Source organism: Hymenobacter guriensis (assembly GCF_015773195.1).
Taxonomy (GTDB): domain Bacteria; phylum Bacteroidota; class Bacteroidia; order Cytophagales; family Hymenobacteraceae; genus Hymenobacter; species Hymenobacter guriensis.
This window is the reverse complement of sequence record NZ_JADWYK010000001.1, coordinates 672,969-692,135: the sequence shown is the minus strand read 5'-3', so window position 1 is coordinate 692,135 and position 19,167 is coordinate 672,969. Positions and strand designations below refer to the sequence as shown.

The following is a 19,167-nucleotide window of genomic DNA, read 5'->3' as shown; positions in this document are numbered from 1 at the left end:
CGGCCATCCGGCTCCGCGCCGCTTATTGCGGCTATTGTCGGACGCTTACGCACCGTGTCACGTATTACCCGTTACTTGTTACCTTATCCCCGTCCCCATGAAAACCCTGCTGCACTACCGGCGCTACGGAAAGGGGCCGCGGGTGGTGCTGGCGTTTCATGGCTACGGGCAGCAGGAAAGCTACTGGCGCAGCTGGCTGGATGCGCTGGGGCCGGATGTTGCGGTGCTGAGCTTCGACCTGTTTTACCACGGCCGCAGCCGCCTGGCCCGCGCCGATGCTCCACTCACCAAAAAGCGCCTGGGCGAGCTGCTGACTGAGGTATTGGAACGGGAAGGCGTTGAAAGCTTCGGGCTGCTGGCGTTTAGCATGGGCGCTAAGTTTGCCCTTACCCTGCTGGAGCAGCACCCCGAGCGGGTAGAAAAGCTCTGGCTGATTGCCCCCGATGGTCTGCAACGCCAGTTCTGGTACACGCTGGCCACCTACCCGCCCTGGATGCGCGGGGTGCTGGGCCGGGCCGTGCTGCGCCCCCAGCGCCTGCTGGGCTTGCTTGATACACTGGAGGAGCGCCGCCTGGTACACAGTGGCCTCGTGCGCTTTGCCCGCTGGCAGCTCGACAGCCGCGAAAAGCGCCTGCGCGTGTACCGCAGTTGGCTGGGTTTTCGGCAACTCACGTTTCAGCTTCCGAAGCTTAGTCGGCTCCTCAACGAGCACCAGATACCCGTCACGTTTTTCCTGGGCCGCCACGACCGGGTGATTCCGCACGCCGGGCTGGCGCGGTTTATTGCCAGTATCAAAAAAGCGCAGACTGTGCTGCTGGAGGCCGGGCACGGTGGGCTGCTCTACGAAGTGGCTGCCTACCTGCGCCGTCACCCCGAGGTGCGCTGGTAGCTCAGGTCTGCAGCGCCTGCTCGTAGAAGCGACGGGCTTCCTCATCAAACACCACGAAAACCACCGTGGCGGGAAATGCATGTTCCGCCAGAAACGTCCGTGCTTCCCGCACGGCAATAGCCGCCGCCTCGGCTTTGGGGTAGCCATAGATGCCCGTGCTGATGCCGGGAAACGCTACGCTTTCCAGCTGCTTCTCCTCGGCCAGGGCCAGACTGTTGCGGTAGCAGCGGGCCAGTAGCTCCGGCTCCTGCTTGTGGCCGCCCTGCCAAACCGGCCCCACGGTGTGAATGACGTAGCGCGCCGGCAAGCGGCCTCCAGGGGTGAGCACGGCCTCGCCGGGCGGGCAACCTCCCTGCCGCGCCCGGATTTGCCGGCAGGCTTCCAGAATGGCCGGACCGCCTGCCCGGTGAATGGCCCCGTCCACGCCTCCGCCGCCCAGCAGGCTGGTGTTGGCGGCATTTACAATGGCTTCGGTATCGAGCCTGGTGATGTCGCCCTGGTAGAGGCGGATGCGCCCGAAGATGGGGGCGTCGCGCCAGGAAGAAGGGGAAGTGGGGGAGGGCATAGATGAGCGAAGTGCAGCGTAAGTAGAAGCGTGGATTTTCGTTCGGTAGGCAGTTTCAACGCTTCAACCTGGGGAATCGACGCTTCGGTAAAGTAAAGCAGGAAAGCGCGAAGAAGCCGGGTAGGTTTGAATCATCAATCACCTCAAAACTAGCCCTGCATCATGGAAACGACCACCACTCCCCGCGACCCTCAACTCTGGCGTATGGCAAAGGCCCGGGCCAGATTCAAGTCCCACCTGTTCACGTACGTGTTCGTGAACACCCTGCTGTGGGTTATCTGGTTTGTGACGGGCCGCGACGCCGACCCGCTGCCCTGGCCGGTGTGGTCGACGCTGTTCTGGGGTATTGGCGTGTTTTTCCAGGGCATCGGCACCTACGGCAATGTCAGCCGCGGGCAGCTCTCGGAGCGCGAGTACGAGCGGCTGCTGCGCCGGCGTGAAGGACAGCTGTAGTGGCTACAGCTGCCGCAGGGCTTAAAACGAGACCCGGCTGCAACCTTGGCAGGCGTCAGTTGGTTTCAGGCAGTATGAAACTGCGTCACCTTCTTCCGCTGGCCGCGCTGGCCGCGCTGGCCGCGCTGGCTTTGGCCTTCACCACGGCGCCCGCGCCCACGGCCGCCGATACCAACCTCGCCAAAATCAAGCTCCCCAAGGGCTTCGTCATCAGCTACTTTGCTCAGGGCGTGAAAAGTGCCCGGGAGCTGGCTGTAGGCCCCGATGGTACCGTGTACGTAGGCACCAAGGATGACAAGGTGTACGCCCTGCCCGACCGCAACAAAGACGGCCGTGCCGATGAAGTGGTGACAGTAGCTACCGGTCTGAACTCGCCCAACGGCGTGGCCGTGCGCAACGGGGCCCTGTACGTGGGCGAAATCCACCGCATTGTGCGCTACGACAACATAGCCGCCCGCCTCAAGCAGAAGCCCAAGCCTGTGGTGGTCTACGATAAGCTGCCCAACAAAGAGTGGCACGGCTTCAAGTACATCAGCTTCGGGCCCGATGGCAAGCTCTACGTGCCGGTGGGGGCGCCCTGCAACGTGTGCGAGCCGGAAGAGCCTATCTACGCCACCATCAACCGCCTCAATGCCGACGGCACCGGCCTCGAAACCGTGGCCTACGGGGTGCGCAATACCGTGGGCTTCGACTGGAGCCCCCAGGACAAGGCCATGTGGTTTACCGACAACGGCCGCGACCAGCTGGGCGACAACCTGCCCGCCGACGAGCTGAACCGCGCCGCCAGCTCCGGCCAGCACTTCGGCTTCCCGTACTTTTTCGCTGGCGACGTGCGCGACCCGCAGTTTGGCACCGGCAAAACCCAGAGCACCTACGTGGCACCGGCCCAGAAGCTGGGGCCGCACGTGGCCGCGCTGGGGATGAAGTTCTATACCGGCAAGCAGTTTCCGACCCAGTACCGCAACCAGATATTTATTCCCGAGCACGGCTCCTGGAACCGCAGCAAAAAGCTCGGCTACCGCATCAGCCTGGTGCGCCTCGATGCCACCGGTAAAAAGGCTCTGGGCTACGAAACCTTTGCCGAAGGCTGGCTCCAGGGACAGCAAAGCTGGGGCCGCCCCGTGTGCCTGCTGGTGCTGGCCGATGGCTCCCTGCTCGTCTCCGATGACCAGAACGACGCCGTCTACCGCATCAGTTACAAAGGGTAGTTAATGTGCTGCGCTTCGCTGATGTGCTAATGTGGATAATGAGTTAACAGGGTAATGTGTCATGGCGAGCAGCGCGACGCCATCTGGGCTGGTCAATGCTCGTTCCGTTTTTCTACCAGAAAGCCCTTTCCCGTACGCAGCGGGAAAGGGCTTTTCACATCTTATGGTCTGATACGTTGCCTATGACGCATGGCGTCGTCCTGCCTTCTCGCCATAACAGCACCTTCCTTCATCTCAACATATTCCCCTCATTAGCACTTCAGCACATTCCCCACCTTAGCACATTAGCGAAGCGCAGCACATTAAACCCACATTAGCACATTAACTCTATCTTGCCTGCCATGAAAAAGCAGCGGGTACCGAAGCGGGTAGTGGGACGGCGTGAGCTGGTCGATTTTCCGGAATTGCAGCTCTGGGGGGTGGAGGCCAAGGTAGATACCGGCGCGTACACCGGCGCCATTCACTGCTCCAACATGCACGAGGAAGTACGGCCCGATGGCCGGCGGGTGCTGCACGTGCAGCTGCTCGACCCCTCGCACCCCAACTTCGACGGCCGGCCCATGCAGTTCGCGGCCTTCTCGCGGCGGGATATTCGCTCCTCCAACGGGGAAGTGCAGGAACGATACGTCATTCGGGCCGTGTTGCGCCTGTTCAATGAGGATATCGAAACGGAATTTTCGCTTTCCGACCGCTCCGATATGCGGTATCCGGTTTTGATTGGCCGTTCTTTGCTGCGGCAACGGCGGCTGGTGGTGGATGTGCTGCGCCGCAATGTGTCGTACCGCGAAACGCACCGGGCCGCGCGGCCCCGCTAAACCTGTTGGGCTTTTCGCATCTTTGCCGCCCGCTTCTGCTCTCTCCCTTCTCCAAGCACCTCTCTCCATGAAACTGGCGATTCTTTCGCGCGAGCCGAAGCTGTATTCTACCACCCGTCTGGTGGAAGCGGCCGTGCAGCGCGGCCACGAGGCCGTAGTCATCGACCACTTGCAGTGTAACCTGGTGCTCGAAAAGGGCGCCCCCAGCATTATCTACCAGGGCCAGCCCCTCATCGGCTTCGATGCCATTATACCCCGCATCGGCGCTTCCGTTACGTTCTACGGCACGGCCGTGGTGCGCCAGTTTGAGATGATGAAGGTGCGCACGGCCATCGAAAGCCAGGCCATTGTGCGTAGCCGCGACAAGCTCCGCTCCATGCAGATCCTAAGCCGGGCGGGCGTGGGCATGCCCAAAACGGCCTTCACCAACTCCTCCGAGGAAGTGCCCGAAATGATCCGGCAGGTGGGCGGCGCGCCCGTCATCATCAAGCTGCTGGAGGGCACCCAGGGCTTGGGCGTAGTGCTGGCCGAAACCGAAAAGGCCGCCCAGTCCGTTATCGAGGCATTTCATAACCTCAAGGCGCGCATCATTGTGCAGGAGTTCATTGCCGAAAGCAAGGGCGCCGACCTGCGCGCTTTTGTGGTGAACGGGGAAGTGGTGGGCGCCATGAAGCGCCAGGGCAAGGAGGGCGAGTTTCGCTCCAACCTGCACCGGGGTGGCACGGGCAAGCTGGTGAAACTCACGCGGGCCGAAAAAGCCGCCGCCCTGCTCGCCACCAAAGCCCTGGGCCTGGGCATAGCCGGCGTGGACATGCTCCAGAGTGCCCGCGGCCCCCTGGTGCTGGAAGTTAATTCCTCCCCCGGCCTCGAAGGCATCGAAAAAGCCACCGGCCTCGATATAGCCGGCAAAATCATCGAGTACACCGCCGAAATAGCCCGTACGCGCAAGCCCAAAGCCACCAAAACCGGCAAGCCTGCCCCCAAGGCTAAGGCCATGCCCGACACCCAGGCCGATTAGCCTACCTAGCTGCACCACAATGTCCAGCCCAGTACTCTACGGCTGCGACGGGTATGCGCCCGGCTGGGCAGGGAAGCCTACATTTCATTGCCTAGTAGAAAAACTATGTTTCCTGCCTTGGCTTGCTTCTCTCCTGCATGACCTCATCCGCCACGCCCGCCGATTTTCACCTCAATGGCCTCACCATTAAGCCGGGCGAGCAGGCCACCACGCGGCTGGTGATTTCCAAGCTGCCCTCAGGAACCGTCATTGATGTGCCCGTGAACGTGTACCGCTCCACGGAGCCCGGCCCCACAGTGCTGCTGATGGCAGGCATGCACGGCGACGAGGTGAACGGGGTGGAAACCATCCGGCGCCTGATCCGGCGGGAGCTGCTGCGGCCACTGCGGGGCTCTATCATTGCCATTCCCCTGCTCAACATCTACGGCTTCCTGAACTTCTCGCGGGAGGTGCCCGACGGCAAGGACGTGAACCGCTCGTTTCCGGGTAACCCGCGCGGCTCCCTGGCCAGCCGCGTGGCCCACCGCTTCATGCGCGAAATCATGCCTTTAGTTGACTACGGCATCGATTTCCACACGGGGGGCGCGGCCCGCTCCAATGCTCCGCAGGTGCGGTGCCTGCTGGGCGAAGATGCCGAAACCGATGCCCTGGCGGCCGCATTCGGCGCCCCATTCACGCTGCACTCGGGGCTGCGGCCGGGCTCCCTGCGCGAGGCCGCCATGCGGGAGGGAAGGCGCATTATTGTGTACGAAACCGGGGAGTCTTTGCGGTTTGACGAGGCTGGGATTGAGCTGGCGCTGGCGGGCACGTTTCGGGTGCTGCACCACCTGGGCATGGCCCCGCCCGCCGCCCCGGTGGCCCGGCCCGGCATCATTTGCCCCCGCCATACCTGGCTACGGGCCAAATTCGCGGGGCTGTTTCGGGCCGATGTGCAGCTGGGCGACTACCTGGAAAAAGGGCAGGTGTTCGGTACCATCACCGACCCCTACGGGCAGATGTCGGTGAAGTTGGAGTCGATGGTGAGCGGCTACGTGGTAGGGCTCAACCACATGCCCGTGGTAAACCAGGGCGACGCGCTGCTGCACATTGGCCGCACCGATGCTGCCTTCAGCCGGGTAGATCTGAGCCCGCCCTTCGAGGAAAAGCCCAGTCGCCCCACCGAGCCCGAGCCGGAAGACGATGAACCCGACGCGAACGAGCAGCCCGCCCAGGTCTGATGGCACGGGCTGAGGTAGTTCGAGGGTAGGGGATGCGGCAGCTTGCCGCATTTTCCGTTTCTTTGGGGAGCCATTGACCGGCTGCTTACCCGTTTTTTCTTTCTTTTTCTAATGAACAACCCTTTGCGCCTCGTTATTGACGCGGTACTGGTCATTGCCGTGGCCGTATTGTTTTACCTGCACTTTGCCAGCAAGCCCACGGCTGCCCCGGCGGCTCCGGTCCGCAAAGTAGCCATCAGCACCGACTCTACTAGCCAGGCCACCTCTGCCCTGGAAGCGGTAGCCGACACCGATAAAGTAGCCTACGTGGAGTCGGAAAAGCTGCTCGACGGCTACCAAGCCATGAAGGATGCCCGCAAAGCCTTCGAGGCGAAAGTGAAAAAGTGGAGTGCCCAGAACGACGCCATCGGCCGCCAGTTCCAGAGCGCCGTGCAGAAATACCAGCAAACGGCCGGGGCCCTCACCCAAGAGCAGCGCGCCGCCACCGAGCAGCAACTGGAGATGCAGCGCATCAAGGGGGGGCAGGAGCAGCAGAAGCTGCAGCAGCAGGCCGCCGAGGAAGAAGCCCGCATGACCAAGCAGGTGCTGGACCGTGTAGACAAGCAGGTGGAAGCCTACGGCAAAGCCAATGGCTACCGCCTCATCCTGATTTCGGCGCCCGGCGGCGCCATAGCCTATGGCCGCAAAGACATCGACATCACCAAGGAAGTGCTGGCCGACCTGAACGCCGCCTACAAGAAGAAGTAAGGTGTTGCCGTTGCGCGGTAACCATAAAGCCCCTGATGCTGCCAGCGTCGGGGGCTTTGTGCGTCAGGGAGAAGTGGTAGCGGCGCAAAGCTGCTGATGCTGAGCCGGGAAATAACCGGACGCGGCTTGGGGAAGGTGCGCCGTAACGTTATCTTTCGGCTTACCCGATTGAATACAGGATTCAGGAGGGGCCACTTTTTATCTTTTCATATGCGTAACCCATATCCTTCTTTCCTATACGGCTTGCTGTTGACCGCCCTGCTGGGCAGCTGTCAGCGCGCCGAATACGCGTTTCGCCCCGCCGTGCCCACCTATGCGGCAATGCCCGTAGCGCCGACATCGGAGCCGGCTGCCGATGCCCCGCAGGCTAGCCTGGCTGCGGCCCCTGCTTCCCTGGGAGCCCCGGCGCAACAGGCCGCCGCTGTGCTGGCCAGTGCCCCGGTTACGGGGCCAGCGCCTGCCGTGGTGGCCTCTGTGCCTGCCGCTCCCCACAGAACCGTAGCGCCGGCGCACGAGGCCGCCGTGGCCCTGCAGCCGGTAAAGCGGCGCAAAGGCAAGTCCAGCAAAGCCCTGTGGATTGTGCTGGGCGTAGGGTTGTTGCTGGCTATTGTGCGCATTGCCACCGCTTCCAAAGACTAATCGGGCCGCCGCGCCTGGAAGCCCGGCACCCTCTGGCTGAGAACGGCCGGAGGGTGTTTTTTTGCGCAACACTTTTCCGAGGCGCGCTGCAACCTGCCTGCACAGCCCGGACTCTTGCCAGGAGCAAGAGGTCATCTTCCTGCCGCTCTGTTTTCCTTTATCCTCAGCTATGAAACTACGTTTACGCGGCTGGCTGCCGGGCCTGCTGCTACTGCTGCCCGGTCTGGCGCAGGCCCAGCAAAAGCACACCATCAGCGGCTACGTGCGCGACGCCGCTACCGGCGAAAACCTGATTGGCGTGGCCGTAGTGCATCCGGCCTCGGGCCAGGGTACGGCCACCAACACCTACGGCTTCTACTCGCTCACCTTGCCCGCCGCTCCCGACTCGGTGCGGCTGCTGGTAAGCTACCTGGGCTACCAGAAAGCCCGCTGGGCCGTGCCCGCCGGCACCAACCAGACGCACGACTTTCGGCTGCAGCCGCTGTCGGCGGAGCTGGCCGGGGTGGAGGTAGTGGGGAGCCGGGAAGAGAAGATTGCGCAGAGCACCCGCATGGGTACCATCAACGTGCCCATCACCCAGATCAAAACCCTGCCGGCACTGCTGGGCGAGGTAGACGTGCTGAAGGTGCTGCAGCTGCTGCCGGGTGTGCAGAGTGGAGGCGAGGGTACCAGCGGCCTGTACGTGCGCGGCGGCTCCCCCGACCAGAACCTGATTCTGCTGGATGGCACGCCGGTGTACAATGCCTCGCACCTGTTCGGCTTTTTCTCGGTATTCAACGCCGATGCGCTCAACAATGTGGAGCTGATCAAGGGCGGCTTTCCGGCGCGCTACGGCGGGCGGCTGTCGTCGGTGCTCGATATTTCGATGAAGGAGGGCAACATGCAGAAGTTCCAGGGCGAGGGCGCCGTGGGCATCATTGCCTCCAAAATCACGCTGGAAGGCCCCATCAAGAAAGACACGGCCTCCTTTATCTTCTCGGCCCGCCGTACCTACATCGATCTGCTGGCCCAGCCTCTTATCAAGGCGGCCCTGGCCAGTGACAACAGCAGCGGCTCTCTGGGCTACTTCTTCCACGACCTGAACGGCAAGCTCAACTGGAAAATCAGCTCCCGCGACCGGGTGTACCTGAGCGCCTACACGGGCTACGACAAGTTCTACTCCCGCATCCGCGACCGGCAGCAGAACGACGATTACAGCAGCCTGAAGGCCGGCCTGGGCTGGGGCAACCTCACGGCAGCTTTGCGCTGGAACCGGGTGCTCAACAACCAGTTGTTTCTCAACACCCACCTCACGTACAGCAAGTACCAGTTCAACATTGGGGTGGAAGACGAAAGCCGCCGGGGCGGGCAAACCGACAAAACCAGCCTGCGCTACTTTTCCAACATCCGCGACATCAGCCTGAAATCAGACCTGGACTATCTGCCCTCACCCGACCACTACATCCGGGCCGGCGGGCAGTACATCCGGCACTCTTTTAAGCCGGGCGCCCTACAGGCCAAGGGCTCCGAGGAGCTGAGCAGCTTCAACTCCGTGGCCCAGCTGGGGGCGCATGAGGCTTCGCTGTACGCGGAGGACGACTACCGGATAAGTGAACGGCTGAAAGTAAACGGGGGCCTGCGCCTGAACACGTTTGGGGTGCAAGGCAAGCTGTACTCCTCGCTGGAGCCCCGGCTGGCGGCCCGCTTTCTGCTCACGCCGGAGTGGGCCTTCAAGGCCTCATATGCCCGCACCACCCAGTTTATTCACCTGCTCACCAATAGTGGCATTGGGCTGCCCACCGACCTGTGGGTGCCGGCCACCAAAACCATCCGACCCCAGCGCGCCCAGCAGCTGAGCGTGGGGGCGGCCCGCACCCTGCGCCACCACGAGCAGGACTACGAGCTGAGCATGGAAGCCTACTACAAGCCCATGCACAACCTCATCGAGTACCGCGAGGGCGCCAGCTTCCTGGGCACTACCGACAACAACTGGGAAAGCAAAGTAACGAGCGGCCGGGGCTGGGCCTACGGGGGCGAAATATTCCTGCAGAAGAAAAGCGGCCGCACCACCGGCTGGATTGGCTATACCCTGGCCTGGAGTGAACGGAAGTTTCCGGAGCTAAACCAGGGCCGCCTGTTTCCCTTCAAGTACGACCGGCGCCACGACGCCTCGCTCGTGGTCATTCATAAGCTCAAGGAAAACCTGCTGCTCTCGGGCACCTGGGTGTACGGCACCGGCAACGGTGTGACGCTGGCACAGGGCCGCTACCGCCTGGGCGTGTACGAGGAGTACGACGACTACGGCCCGCGCAACTCCTACCGCATGCGCGCCTACCACCGCATGGACCTGGACCTAAGCCACACCAAGAAAAAGCGCTGGGGTGAAGTCGTCAACAGCATCTCGCTCTACAACGCCTACAGCCGCAAAAATCCCTACTACCTGTACCTAAACGAGGGCGGCACCGATGTCAATGGCAACGAAATAAAGCCCTCCTACCGGCAGATTTCGCTGTTTCCCATTATCCCATCCTTCAGCAAAAGCTTCCGCTTCTAACGCCTTGTCCGCTATGAAACTTACTCTATTCCGGACGGTGGCCGTAGTGCTGCCAACCATGCTGACCGCCTGCGAAATGGCCGTGGATGTGCCCATGCCCGAGCACACGCCCCGGCTGGCCCTCAGCTACGTGCTCAGCAACCAGGTGCCCGATTCGCTGTACTGGCAAACCTACCCGCACCGCCTGCTGACGGTGAGTGTGAGCCAGAACATATTCACTACCAAGCCGGTGCGTCAGCCGGCAGATGCTACCGTGGAGCTGCTGGATGCCAATGGGCAGGTGGTGGAGCGGTTCCGGGGGCGCTACCGCTACTACAACCCCGTCAGCCAGGACAGCATCGACGCGTATTACGTGCCCCAGTACGGCTTTGCGGGGTATCCCGGGCACCGCTATACGCTGCGGGCCTCCATGCCGGGGATGGAAACGGCCGAGAGCAGCCTCACGCTACCGGCGCCGGCCACGGTAAGTGCTGGCAGCTTTGTGCGCCGGGCGCCCGGCCCGGGCCAGGGCGAACATTCCGTAATGGGCCGCCTGAGCGTGAGCGTGCCCGACCCGGCGGCTTCTGCCGACTACTACGTGGCTACGGCCCGCGTGCTGGACACCGATGGCCGGCTTTGGGGCGTACTGAGCAACGACTATGAAAACGACCCGGAGGACGACAGCGGCATTTCCATTGAGCGGTTCCAGCTCTCGGAAAGCTACAACACCCAGCCCGAAGTGTACGCCGACCTGAACGTGAACGGCCGCACCATTTCGCTGACCCAGAACGTGCGGGCCTGGTCTTCGGGCGGCTACGTGCCGGGCCAGCCGCAGTACCGGCCGCCGGCCTTCGTGGAAGTCACCATCAGCACCCTCACCCGCGAAGCCTACGACTTTTACCAGTCGGTGAAGCGCTACCGGGATAGTGACGGCAACCCGTTTGCCGAGCCCGCGCCGCTGGCCTCCAACGTGCGCCACGGCTACGGTCTGTTTGGCGGCGCTACGGACGTGACCTACCGGATACCTATCCAGTAACCCGATTAAACCCGGCGCTGCTAGGTACATCCAAGCCAGGGTTGTTTCCTCCTCACTGTTCTGGCTTATGCGTAATCATCCGTTGTTTCTGGCACTGGCTCTGCTGTTTGGGCTGAGCTTCTCAGTTTCTTCCTGCGTGGCCACTGCTCCCGTAGTGGCAGGGCCCCCGCCTCCCCATCGTGTAGTGGTAGTGCAGGCGGCCCCGGCGGTGGTGCGGGCCCGCCCGCTACCGCCCCCGCGCCGTTACTACCACCGTACCAACTACCGGCGCCCGGGCCGGGTGATAATGGTACGGTAGAACGAAGTAGTAACATCAAGAAAAAAGCCCCGCCAGCTTAGCTGGCGGGGCTTTTTGAGTCTGCAACAGAATCTTAGCGGTGCATGAGGCGCTTGGTCACGGTGCCTTCCGGGGTGTGGGCGCGTACCAGGTACACGCCGGCCGGCAGGCCGCTCAGCTCCAGCGTGGCGCGGGTAGCGCCTGGCTGCGTGCGTACGGTGGAGGTGCGCAGCACCTGACCAACCCCGTTGAGGATTTCTACCCGTACCATACCAGCCTGCCGCAGAGCCGGCAGCTCCAGCGTGGCAGCGTCGGTGGCAGGGTTGGGGTAGAGGCTGGTGCGCCCCGCCAGTTCCCGGGCCTTGCTGCTGAGGGCTACCTCCTTAAAGTCGGTGAAGGTGTTCATCTGCAGCGGAGTGTACTCCTCAAGGCCGAAGAACGGATATACCACTTGGGTGGCCTGCTGAATGAGGTTGCCGGCTGCATTGTAGCGCGAGGCGTTTTTGATGCCGTAGAAGTACTCCCAGGAGTCACCGTTCCAGTCTTCCAGCTTCAGCTCGGCCAGGTTGCCGTGCTCATCGCGGGTTTCGGTGTCGCGCATGTACGCAATCCAGTTTTCGCCTTCCAGGTATTCGGTGGTGGCCACGCTGCCCGTAGCGGTATAGGTAGCGCTGAAACGCTCAGTGGTTACCCAGTCTTTCTTGTCCAGCTCCTGAAAGTTGTAGGAACGTGCCTGGCCCAGGGTGTAATCGTGCCATACGATGTCGGTGTGGCGGTATGATACTTCCCAGGCATCATCTGCCCATTCTTCGAAGGTAATCTGGGTGGGCTTGCCGTCAGTGCCCAGCACGTAGGTTTCCCGCAGCGCATTGATGAAGGCTCCTGCTTCCCCATCATACTCCTTCGTAACCCGGCTGGTGAGCTGCTTGGCCGCGTTATAGGTGTTTTCGTACTTGCTACCCTCATAGGTTTCCCAGGCAGTGCCAGACCATTCCTGCGTCACCTCTTCCGTGACCATCTGCTGAGCGTCGAAGGTAGTAGCGGTGCGTTCGTAGTTTTCCCAGGCCTTGCCGTCCCAATCCTGCTGGATGGACTCCGTCTGCACACCCTGCGCATTGTAGGTATTGAGCGTCTGCGACAGGTTTTCGTGGGTGATGGAGTCGGTATACACCTCTTGCGTTACCTGTGCATTGGCGTTGTAGGTGTACTGCACGTGGGCGGCATCCACCCATTTGCCAGCGGCTCCATCTTCGCCTGCTTCCCAGTTGTAGGCGTGGCCCTGGTAGGGCACTACGGGCGCCTGGGGCTGGCGCTTGGCTGTGGGGCGCTTAGTGGTGGGCAGTACGGGTACTGCGGTGCGGGGCAGCTCACGCAGCTGCTCGCGCAGGGCCTTGGTGCCAAGCTGGGCCTTAGGGAAATGCGGGGCCGCGTGGTGAGCCGATTGAGCTACAACGGATTGAATAGACAGTCCAGCGGCTACAAAAAGTAGGGGTAAACGCATATAAAAATGGAAAAGTGAAGCCCGTACGGCAATGATTGAAAAGCTAATGTATCGACTCAACACCGCATGCGCAAGTTGCTTGCCGGCGGAATAAAAAACGAACAGGCTCCATCCCGAACCCGGATGGAGCCTGCCAACGCACTACTGAGGGCGCTTAGCGCTTGATAAGCGGATAAGCTAAGGGGCCTTCTGTGGTGTGCAGCCGAAGGGTGTATAGCCCGGCCTGCAGGCCCTGCACATCCACCTGCTGGCGGATGCTGCCCTGGTGAGGCTGCAGGGTCAGGGTGCGCACTACCTGGCCCAGGCTATTGAGCAGTTCTGTTTGCATGGGTGCCGTTTGCCGCAGGCCGCTCACCGCCAGCGTTACGCTCTCGGTGGCGGGGTTGGGGTATACGCTGCCACTGTGCGTACGGGTGGCCGGCCGGCTGGCGGTAATGACAAACGACTGGAAGGCGCTGTGGTTGGTGCGGGAGGTGTTATCGAACGAGTCGTCGCTCAGATCAAGGTCCTGCTCCACGGAGCGCAGCACGCGGTTGTTAGGGCCATACGTGAGCACCTGGCGGGTTTCCGAAGAAGTTTCCCACGCGGTGCCATTCCAGAATTCTTCGCGTTGGCCGGCTTCGTTGCCAAAGCTGTCGAACAGGAAGGACTCCTGCGAGTCATTCACCCAGGCGTTGTTTTCGCGGATCTGCAGGGTTTCGGTGCTGCCCCCATTGCCGGCGTAGGTGAAGGTGTGGCGGAAAACGTCTTTCCAGGCGTTGTTTTCCCACTCCTGCTCTTCGTAGGAGGCCGGCGTGAGCGTGGCCCAGTTGGCCCAGGTGAAGTTCCGCTCCCGACTTTCATTTACCCAGGCCGTCTTGTTCCAGAACTGGTACGTAACGTCGGTATAGCGGCCATTGCTGACGGTATACACCTCGCGGGTAGCCTTGGTATACGGGCCGTTGTTCTTGGATTCTTCCTCCACCACTTCCTGCTTAAGACCCTGAGCGTTGCGGGTAATAATAAAGCGGGAGCTTTGCGCGGGTACCCAGGCCGTACCTACCCAGTCCTCCGTCGCAAACGAAATCAGGTCGCCGTGCGCATCATACCCAAAAAGAAGCTGGGAGGCGTTGCTCCACTTCGTGCCCAGCCAGACCTCGATCTTCAGAATCGAGGGCCGGCCCTGCCCATCGAAGGTGTAGCCCTGGCGCATCAGCGGAGTCTTGCTGACGGAGTCCGAATACACGATCTGCGAAGGTCGGGCCTGGGCATCATATGTGAAGGCGGCCATTTGAGCATCTTCCCATTTTTCTTCTTCCTCATTCCAGGCATAGGTCACCGACTGGCCCGGCCGGTACACGGTGGTTTTGGCCTGCACGGCCTGCTTTTCGTGCCAAGGCGTGCGGGTAGGCAGTTGCACAGCACTGTGGAGGGCGGCGGGCAGTGCGCGGCGCAGGTAGGCCTGCGCCTTGTGCTGCGCCTGCGCGGTAGTGGCTGCTAAGCCGCACACAGCGGCCAGCAAAAAGAGTCGAAGAGTTTTCATAGCAGAAAAAGAAGGGTGACAGAGCGGAAGCCGGGCCGTGCAGGAAGCAGCGGGACCAGCAACACAAAGGTCTGGCTGGCACGTGCGCGGCACAATCACATAAGTATGTGGAGTGGCGGCTCAAGCCCGGGGGAGGCGCCCCCGCGCCTCACATATTGAAGTGAAGCCCCGCTGCAAGCCAACCAGGAGTCCATAAAAAAACCGGCAGCAGACCTGAAGGCCCACCGCCGGTTTCGGCTGGCTGCGTTTGTCGCCGGGAGGCTACAGGATAATGCGCAAACTCAGGGCTGCATCATGGTACACGCCCGCGTTGCCATCAAACACCTCGAAGAAGGGCTTGTAGTCGACGCCGAGCACGAAGGGCAGGTCGGGCATCTTGTACTCCAGGCCCAGAATCAGGTCAGCGCCGGCGGCTACGTAGCGCGAATCATCGTTGTAATACCGCGTGTAGTAGGTACGGCCCTTGTGCTTGTAGTAGCGCACTTCATCATAATAGTAACGCCCCCGGTAAGCGCCCACGTGGGCACCAGCTCCATAGTAGTAAGCCAGGCCTTTTATGTCCTTGATGGCGTTCTGCTTTTCGAGCAGGAGCGTGAGACGGGCACCTTTAGCTTTATATTCCGTCGTGACGAGGGCTTCGAGAGCTACGCCGTTCTTGCCGCTCAGAAAGTGTTTCAGGGTGAGGCCCGAGGAATAGCCGCCGGCCCGCAGGCCTACGCCGGTACCATAGCCGGCGCCACCGTCACTGCCTTTTTTCTGGGCCCAGGCGCTGGTGCCAGCCAAAAGCACCATCAGCAGGGCAACCATTACATTCTTTTTCATGCGCACTAAGAGGAAATAAACGAACTGGTGAACCACAAAGGTAACACCCGACCCGCCAATGAGCCGGCCGCCTTAGCCGTCGGCCCGAATACCGCGGGCAATTTCATCCGACAGGTATACCCGGCTACCGCCTCCATCCTGCCCGGCAGCGCCCAGCATAGCCTGCGCTACCGCCTCGGCCGATACGGCCCGGTACTTGCGCAGTGGCCCTACCAGCAGGGGCTTTACCAGGCCCAGCACCACGGCGCCTACCTGCTCGCCGAGACGCTTGTCGGCCCGCTCGCCCAGCAGCAGGGAGGGCCGGAAGAGGTGAATGGCCCGAAACGGCGTCTGGCGTACGGCCGCTTCCATTTCGCCCTTCACGCGGTTGTAGTAAAAGCGCGAGTCCGCGTCGGCACCCATAGCCGACACTACCATCAGCTGGGCCGCGAAATTGGCCGCCGTGAGGGCGGCCAGCTTCACTACGTACAGGTAATCGACCTTGTAAAAGGCCTCTTTGGAGCCGGCCTGCCGGATGGTGGTGCCCAGGCAGCAGTACACATCGTCGGCAATCAGGCGCAGGCGGTGCTCCTCCAGGTGGTCGAAGTCTACCACGCGTTGCTCCAGCTTGGGGTGCACCAATGGCAGCGCCCGCCGGCCTACCGCAATTACTTTGGCATACCGGTCGCTGGCCAGCAGCAAGGGCAGCAGGTGCTGGCCTACCAGGCCGCTGGCGCCGGCAATAAGGGCGGTTTTCTGAATTTTCATGGCAAGAGCAACAACCGGAAACCTACCAGGCTACCGGCCGTCCTTACGCAAAAAAGGCGTGTGGGGCTACATAGCTGCCCGCTAATTTAGCTCTCGGCTACCAACTGGGTGTGCTCGGGGAAAAGCTGCACCAGCCCGCGCTTATACAGCGTGCCCAAAGCTTTTTTGAACACCTTTTTGCTGATACCCAGGCGGCGGTAAATGTCGTCCGGCTCACTTTTATCGGACAGTGGGAGGGAGCCCCCGGCCTGGCGAAGCGCCGTCAGCAGCTGCTCGGCCACGTCCAGGGCCTCATCGAACCCGGGTTTCTGCAGGCTCAGATCCAGCTTGCCATCGGGCCGCACGCGGCGCACGTAGCCGGTGTGCACGTCGCCCAGGCGCAGGGGCTTGAACACTTCGTTGTGGTAGAGCAGGCCCTGGTGGGTGCCATCCACAATGACTTTGTAGCCGAGGTCGGTTTCCTCGGCCACGAACAGGTCGGCCGCGTCGCCCTCCTTACCGGGGTAGGGCTGGTCGCTGAGAAACCACTCCCACTTGGCCGAGGCCACAATGCGGTCCGTGGTTTCGTCGAGGTACACAAACACCGTGGTCCGCTCGCCGGGGCGCAGGTTGCGGCGCTGGTTGCGGTAAGGCAGGAGCAAATCTTTTTCCAGGCCCCAGTCGAGGTAGGCGCCGGTGGGCGTCACGTCGCGCACGCTCAGGGCCGCAAACTGACCCACGCGGGCGTAAGGCTCCAGGTTGGTGGCAATCAGCCGGTCTTCCGAGTCGCGGTACACAAACACGCGCACCACGTCGCCCACGCGGGTCCCTTCGGGAATGTACTTGCGCGGGAGCAGCAGGTCGCCGTCGTCGGAGGTCAGGTACATCCCGAAATCAACTTCGCGGGCTACTTCCAGGTCGTTAAAATCGCCGAGTTGCATAAGGGTAGGAATTGCGCGGAAAACAGAGCCGTAGTCTGATTCCGGCCCCAACGCAAAGGTAGAGGAATGTCAAACAAGCCGCCGACCTGCCAGCAGGCGACTCAGCAGACGATATGCAGGCGTCAAAAGGCCTCGCGCGGACGGCAGGTCTTACTCATACCGCGTAATGCCCGGCTGGCCGAAGGTGAAGCCGCTGAAGTCGTAGTAGGGACGGGCGTTTTCGAAGATGCGCAGGCCGTTGTTGGTGTACTGCCCGCGCGGGTAGAAGCCCAGCAGCAGCTGGAAGGTGCGCAGCACGGTGTACTCGTTGCGGAAGCGCAGCCCGATGCCGATACCGGTATACGGCGCCTCGCTGAAGGGTAGCGCCCGGCCCGGCTTGGTGTTCAGCCAGGCCGCGTCCAGAAAGCCCACTGCCGCCACCCGGAAGCCCAGAAACGAAAATGGCGTGTACACAGTGGTTTCGTAGTTCACTACGAAGCGGCTGGTGCCGCGCAGGTTGCCATCGGAGGTGAAGCCGCGCAAGCCCCGCTCTCCTTCAATCGAGAGGGGCCGCTCATCGGGCCGCCGGTTGATACCGATGAGGGAACGGTTCCAGAAAAAGTGCCGCCACTGGAAGTTGCCGGTGTGGTAGAGGCGGGTGAAGTAGAGGATTTCGCTGCTGACGAGGCCCTGCTGCCAGTCGTTCTGCCGGCCCTGGATAAAAGAGCTTACCTCGCCGCGCATATACAGGTAGCCCCGGCGTGGGTGGTAGCCGGCGCCCGCCAGCTGCAGGCCGTAGTAGCGGCGGTTGGCTGTGCCGTTAAATTCGTAGCCGGCCGTGAGGCTGGCCAGGGTGCCCGTCGGAATATCCTCGGTGCGCCCGAAGCCAAACAGGTAGGTGTCCTTATAATAGCGCCGCACGCTGTAGCCCACTGTGCCCAGCAGCAGCACGTTGTCGCGCTGGAGCGGGTCGTAGCTGCGGGAGTAGGCGGTGCGAATCGAGCGGCCCGAGACAATCAGCCGGCCGGGGTTTTCGTAGCCCAGGTCGTAGCTTTTCAGGCGCAGGGAGCGGCCCAGCCACATATCCTGCACGTTGTAGGTGACGGGCTTAAACACGTACGGGTCTTCCGGGGTGCCCATCCCGCTGACAGAAGGCATCAGGTCGTAAAAATCGTAGCTGAGGCCCCCCGCGTACTTGGTGGTGATGGAGTAAAAGTCGCGGGTGACGCGCAGGCCGCCCTGGCGGCGCCGGGTTTCGTTGAGGTAGTTGGCCTGGGCATTCAGGAAGTAGCGGAACGGCACGAGGTAGCTGCCCTCGTAGCGCCAGGGCTGCGAGCCTACCTGCCCATCGGTGCTGCGGCCGTACTCGTAGCGGTTGCGGAATTGGTGGCCCTGGCCCAGGAAGTTCACGTCGCGTAGCCCGATAACGCCGGCCGCGACGTCGCGCAGCTGCACCGAGCCGCTCAGGCTGAATACGTCTTTGGTCACCACTTCGATGTCCACACTGTCGCGGGAGCTGGTTTGCTCATTCACGAACACACGGGCGTCCAGCAGCTCGGCCGTCTGGCGCAGCAGACGCTCCGATTCCGACAGCGCCTGGGGCTCCAGCTCGTCGCCGCGCCGAAACAGCAGCACCTGCCGCACCCGCGCCCGGGAAGTTTTGATGTGCAGCGCGTTGCCGCCTTTTTCCAGCAGGTTGCGCGGCATCCGGCTGGGGTCGTTGATGCGGTAGCCGAACGCGTCGAGGGTGCGGATGTTAATGCGCCGCACGATTTTGTAGTTGTGCCGGTCGTACTGCCGGTTCAGCAGCTCGGCATCGAGGCCGGCCTTTTCCTCGCGCCGCTCCGTGAAGTTGAACAGGGCCGCCGCAGCTTTGCCGGCAATGGTTTTGCGCTTGGTATAGGCCTTAAGCTGGTTGAGCAGCTTTTCCTCGTCGAAGCGGCGGCGCAGGGAGTCGGCTCGGGTTTCGCTGATGGTGTCGGGCGCGGCCGTGGGCACGGGCTGCTGAGCCGCGGCGGGCAGCACCATGCCCAGCGCCAGCAAAACTCCCCCAATCCAGGCCACATAGTTCATAGCATTCCCACGGCAGATCGGGCAAGATACAGCCTCGCCGGCTTTGATGCACATGCTTGCCGCGCGCAGGCAAGCAGAAGAGCAGCAGGTTGCCCAATCAGGTTGGCAGAGCCCGAACGAAAAGGCCGGTCGGCTCTTGGGAAAGTTGATGCCACCAGCGGAACGATTCTAAAAAAATTAGCCTTGTATTCTATTGCGTAGCAAAGAGCAAAGGAGTATTTTTAAGC

General features: G+C 62.0%; 18 protein-coding genes. 11 read left to right on the top strand and 7 right to left on the bottom strand.

Annotated features, from left to right (window positions below; all coding sequences use genetic code 11):
* The first annotated feature begins 97 nt into the window (after window positions 1-97).
* Window positions 98-889, top strand: coding sequence for an alpha/beta fold hydrolase (locus I5L79_RS03095; RefSeq protein WP_196953544.1), 792 nt, complete (start codon window positions 98-100; stop codon window positions 887-889).
* 1 nt (window position 890) lies between these two features.
* Here the strand turns inward: I5L79_RS03095 and I5L79_RS03090 are convergent, their stop codons facing one another.
* Window positions 891-1,454 carry an O-acetyl-ADP-ribose deacetylase gene (locus I5L79_RS03090; protein ID WP_196953543.1) on the bottom strand — a complete coding sequence of 188 codons (564 nt, stop codon included), beginning with the start codon at window positions 1,452-1,454 and terminating at the stop codon, window positions 891-893.
* 162 nt (window positions 1,455-1,616) lie between these two features.
* Between I5L79_RS03090 and I5L79_RS03085 the strand changes: the two genes are divergently transcribed.
* From I5L79_RS03085 to I5L79_RS03040, 10 genes are all read left to right on the top strand, one after another.
* Window positions 1,617-1,907 (top strand): 2TM domain-containing protein, encoded by a 291-nt coding sequence (locus I5L79_RS03085; RefSeq protein WP_196953542.1) that lies wholly within the window; start codon window positions 1,617-1,619, stop codon window positions 1,905-1,907.
* Window positions 1,908-1,981: 74 nt separating this feature from the next.
* On the top strand, window positions 1,982-3,115 hold the full coding sequence (locus tag I5L79_RS03080; RefSeq protein ID WP_196953541.1) for a PQQ-dependent sugar dehydrogenase: 1,134 nt from the start codon (window positions 1,982-1,984) through the stop codon (window positions 3,113-3,115).
* A 341-nt stretch (window positions 3,116-3,456) separates the two neighbouring features.
* Window positions 3,457-3,930: an ATP-dependent zinc protease family protein gene (locus I5L79_RS03075; protein ID WP_196953540.1), complete on the top strand. Its 474-nt coding sequence runs from the start codon at window positions 3,457-3,459 to the stop codon at window positions 3,928-3,930.
* 67 nt (window positions 3,931-3,997) lie between these two features.
* Entirely contained in the window at window positions 3,998-4,948 is a 951-nt protein-coding gene (rimK, locus tag I5L79_RS03070; RefSeq protein ID WP_196953539.1) for a 30S ribosomal protein S6--L-glutamate ligase, read from the top strand.
* Window positions 4,949-5,085: 137 nt separating this feature from the next.
* Window positions 5,086-6,165 (top strand): succinylglutamate desuccinylase/aspartoacylase family protein, encoded by a 1,080-nt coding sequence (locus I5L79_RS03065; RefSeq protein WP_196953538.1) that lies wholly within the window; start codon window positions 5,086-5,088, stop codon window positions 6,163-6,165.
* Window positions 6,166-6,276: 111 nt separating this feature from the next.
* The gene (locus I5L79_RS03060; RefSeq protein ID WP_196953537.1) at window positions 6,277-6,912 is read left to right on the top strand and encodes an OmpH family outer membrane protein; all 636 of its coding nucleotides are present in this window, start codon (window positions 6,277-6,279) and stop codon (window positions 6,910-6,912) included.
* 210 nt (window positions 6,913-7,122) lie between these two features.
* A complete protein-coding gene (locus I5L79_RS03055) occupies window positions 7,123-7,551 on the top strand; it encodes a hypothetical protein (RefSeq protein WP_196953536.1) in 429 nt (142 codons plus the stop codon).
* Window positions 7,552-7,720: 169 nt separating this feature from the next.
* Window positions 7,721-10,084: a TonB-dependent receptor gene (locus tag I5L79_RS03050; protein WP_196953535.1), complete on the top strand. Its 2,364-nt coding sequence runs from the start codon at window positions 7,721-7,723 to the stop codon at window positions 10,082-10,084.
* A gap of 13 nt (window positions 10,085-10,097) precedes the next feature.
* On the top strand, window positions 10,098-11,099 hold the full coding sequence (locus tag I5L79_RS03045; RefSeq protein ID WP_196953534.1) for a DUF4249 domain-containing protein: 1,002 nt from the start codon (window positions 10,098-10,100) through the stop codon (window positions 11,097-11,099).
* A 67-nt stretch (window positions 11,100-11,166) separates the two neighbouring features.
* Window positions 11,167-11,397, top strand: coding sequence for a hypothetical protein (locus tag I5L79_RS03040; RefSeq protein ID WP_196953533.1), 231 nt, complete (start codon window positions 11,167-11,169; stop codon window positions 11,395-11,397).
* Between the two features lie 73 nt (window positions 11,398-11,470).
* Here the strand turns inward: I5L79_RS03040 and I5L79_RS03035 are convergent, their stop codons facing one another.
* From I5L79_RS03035 to I5L79_RS03010, 6 genes are all read right to left on the bottom strand, one after another.
* Window positions 11,471-12,877, bottom strand: a complete 1,407-nt coding sequence (locus tag I5L79_RS03035) for a T9SS type A sorting domain-containing protein (RefSeq protein ID WP_196953532.1) — start codon at window positions 12,875-12,877, stop codon at window positions 11,471-11,473.
* A 154-nt stretch (window positions 12,878-13,031) separates the two neighbouring features.
* Window positions 13,032-14,399, bottom strand: a complete 1,368-nt coding sequence (locus I5L79_RS03030) for a T9SS type A sorting domain-containing protein (protein WP_196953531.1) — start codon at window positions 14,397-14,399, stop codon at window positions 13,032-13,034.
* Between the two features lie 261 nt (window positions 14,400-14,660).
* Entirely contained in the window at window positions 14,661-15,221 is a 561-nt protein-coding gene (locus I5L79_RS03025) for a hypothetical protein (RefSeq protein ID WP_196953530.1), read from the bottom strand.
* Window positions 15,222-15,293: 72 nt separating this feature from the next.
* Entirely contained in the window at window positions 15,294-15,968 is a 675-nt protein-coding gene (locus I5L79_RS03020; RefSeq protein WP_196953529.1) for an NAD-dependent epimerase/dehydratase family protein, read from the bottom strand.
* A gap of 86 nt (window positions 15,969-16,054) precedes the next feature.
* On the bottom strand, window positions 16,055-16,888 hold the full coding sequence (locus I5L79_RS03015; RefSeq protein WP_196953528.1) for a CvfB family protein: 834 nt from the start codon (window positions 16,886-16,888) through the stop codon (window positions 16,055-16,057).
* Window positions 16,889-17,038: 150 nt separating this feature from the next.
* Window positions 17,039-18,940 (bottom strand): BamA/TamA family outer membrane protein, encoded by a 1,902-nt coding sequence (locus I5L79_RS03010; protein ID WP_231402693.1) that lies wholly within the window; start codon window positions 18,938-18,940, stop codon window positions 17,039-17,041.
* Between the last annotated feature and the right edge of the window lie 227 nt (window positions 18,941-19,167).

Bases quoted from the DNA above. Each gene is read 5' to 3' on its own strand.
- I5L79_RS03095 (WP_196953544.1), top strand. From the start codon at position 98: ATGAAAACCCTGCTGCACTACCGGCGCTACGGAAAGGGGCCGCGGGTG.
- I5L79_RS03090 (WP_196953543.1), bottom strand. From the start codon at position 1,454: ATGCCCTCCCCCACTTCCCCTTCTTCCTGGCGCGACGCCCCCATCTTC.
- I5L79_RS03085 (WP_196953542.1), top strand. From the start codon at position 1,617: ATGGAAACGACCACCACTCCCCGCGACCCTCAACTCTGGCGTATGGCA.
- I5L79_RS03080 (WP_196953541.1), top strand. From the start codon at position 1,982: ATGAAACTGCGTCACCTTCTTCCGCTGGCCGCGCTGGCCGCGCTGGCC.
- I5L79_RS03075 (WP_196953540.1), top strand. From the start codon at position 3,457: ATGAAAAAGCAGCGGGTACCGAAGCGGGTAGTGGGACGGCGTGAGCTG.
- rimK (WP_196953539.1), top strand. From the start codon at position 3,998: ATGAAACTGGCGATTCTTTCGCGCGAGCCGAAGCTGTATTCTACCACC.
- I5L79_RS03065 (WP_196953538.1), top strand. From the start codon at position 5,086: ATGACCTCATCCGCCACGCCCGCCGATTTTCACCTCAATGGCCTCACC.
- I5L79_RS03060 (WP_196953537.1), top strand. From the start codon at position 6,277: ATGAACAACCCTTTGCGCCTCGTTATTGACGCGGTACTGGTCATTGCC.
- I5L79_RS03055 (WP_196953536.1), top strand. From the start codon at position 7,123: ATGCGTAACCCATATCCTTCTTTCCTATACGGCTTGCTGTTGACCGCC.
- I5L79_RS03050 (WP_196953535.1), top strand. From the start codon at position 7,721: ATGAAACTACGTTTACGCGGCTGGCTGCCGGGCCTGCTGCTACTGCTG.
- I5L79_RS03045 (WP_196953534.1), top strand. From the start codon at position 10,098: ATGAAACTTACTCTATTCCGGACGGTGGCCGTAGTGCTGCCAACCATG.
- I5L79_RS03040 (WP_196953533.1), top strand. From the start codon at position 11,167: ATGCGTAATCATCCGTTGTTTCTGGCACTGGCTCTGCTGTTTGGGCTG.
- I5L79_RS03035 (WP_196953532.1), bottom strand. From the start codon at position 12,877: ATGCGTTTACCCCTACTTTTTGTAGCCGCTGGACTGTCTATTCAATCC.
- I5L79_RS03030 (WP_196953531.1), bottom strand. From the start codon at position 14,399: ATGAAAACTCTTCGACTCTTTTTGCTGGCCGCTGTGTGCGGCTTAGCA.
- I5L79_RS03025 (WP_196953530.1), bottom strand. From the start codon at position 15,221: ATGAAAAAGAATGTAATGGTTGCCCTGCTGATGGTGCTTTTGGCTGGC.
- I5L79_RS03020 (WP_196953529.1), bottom strand. From the start codon at position 15,968: ATGAAAATTCAGAAAACCGCCCTTATTGCCGGCGCCAGCGGCCTGGTA.
- I5L79_RS03015 (WP_196953528.1), bottom strand. From the start codon at position 16,888: ATGCAACTCGGCGATTTTAACGACCTGGAAGTAGCCCGCGAAGTTGAT.
- I5L79_RS03010 (WP_231402693.1), bottom strand. From the start codon at position 18,940: ATGAACTATGTGGCCTGGATTGGGGGAGTTTTGCTGGCGCTGGGCATG.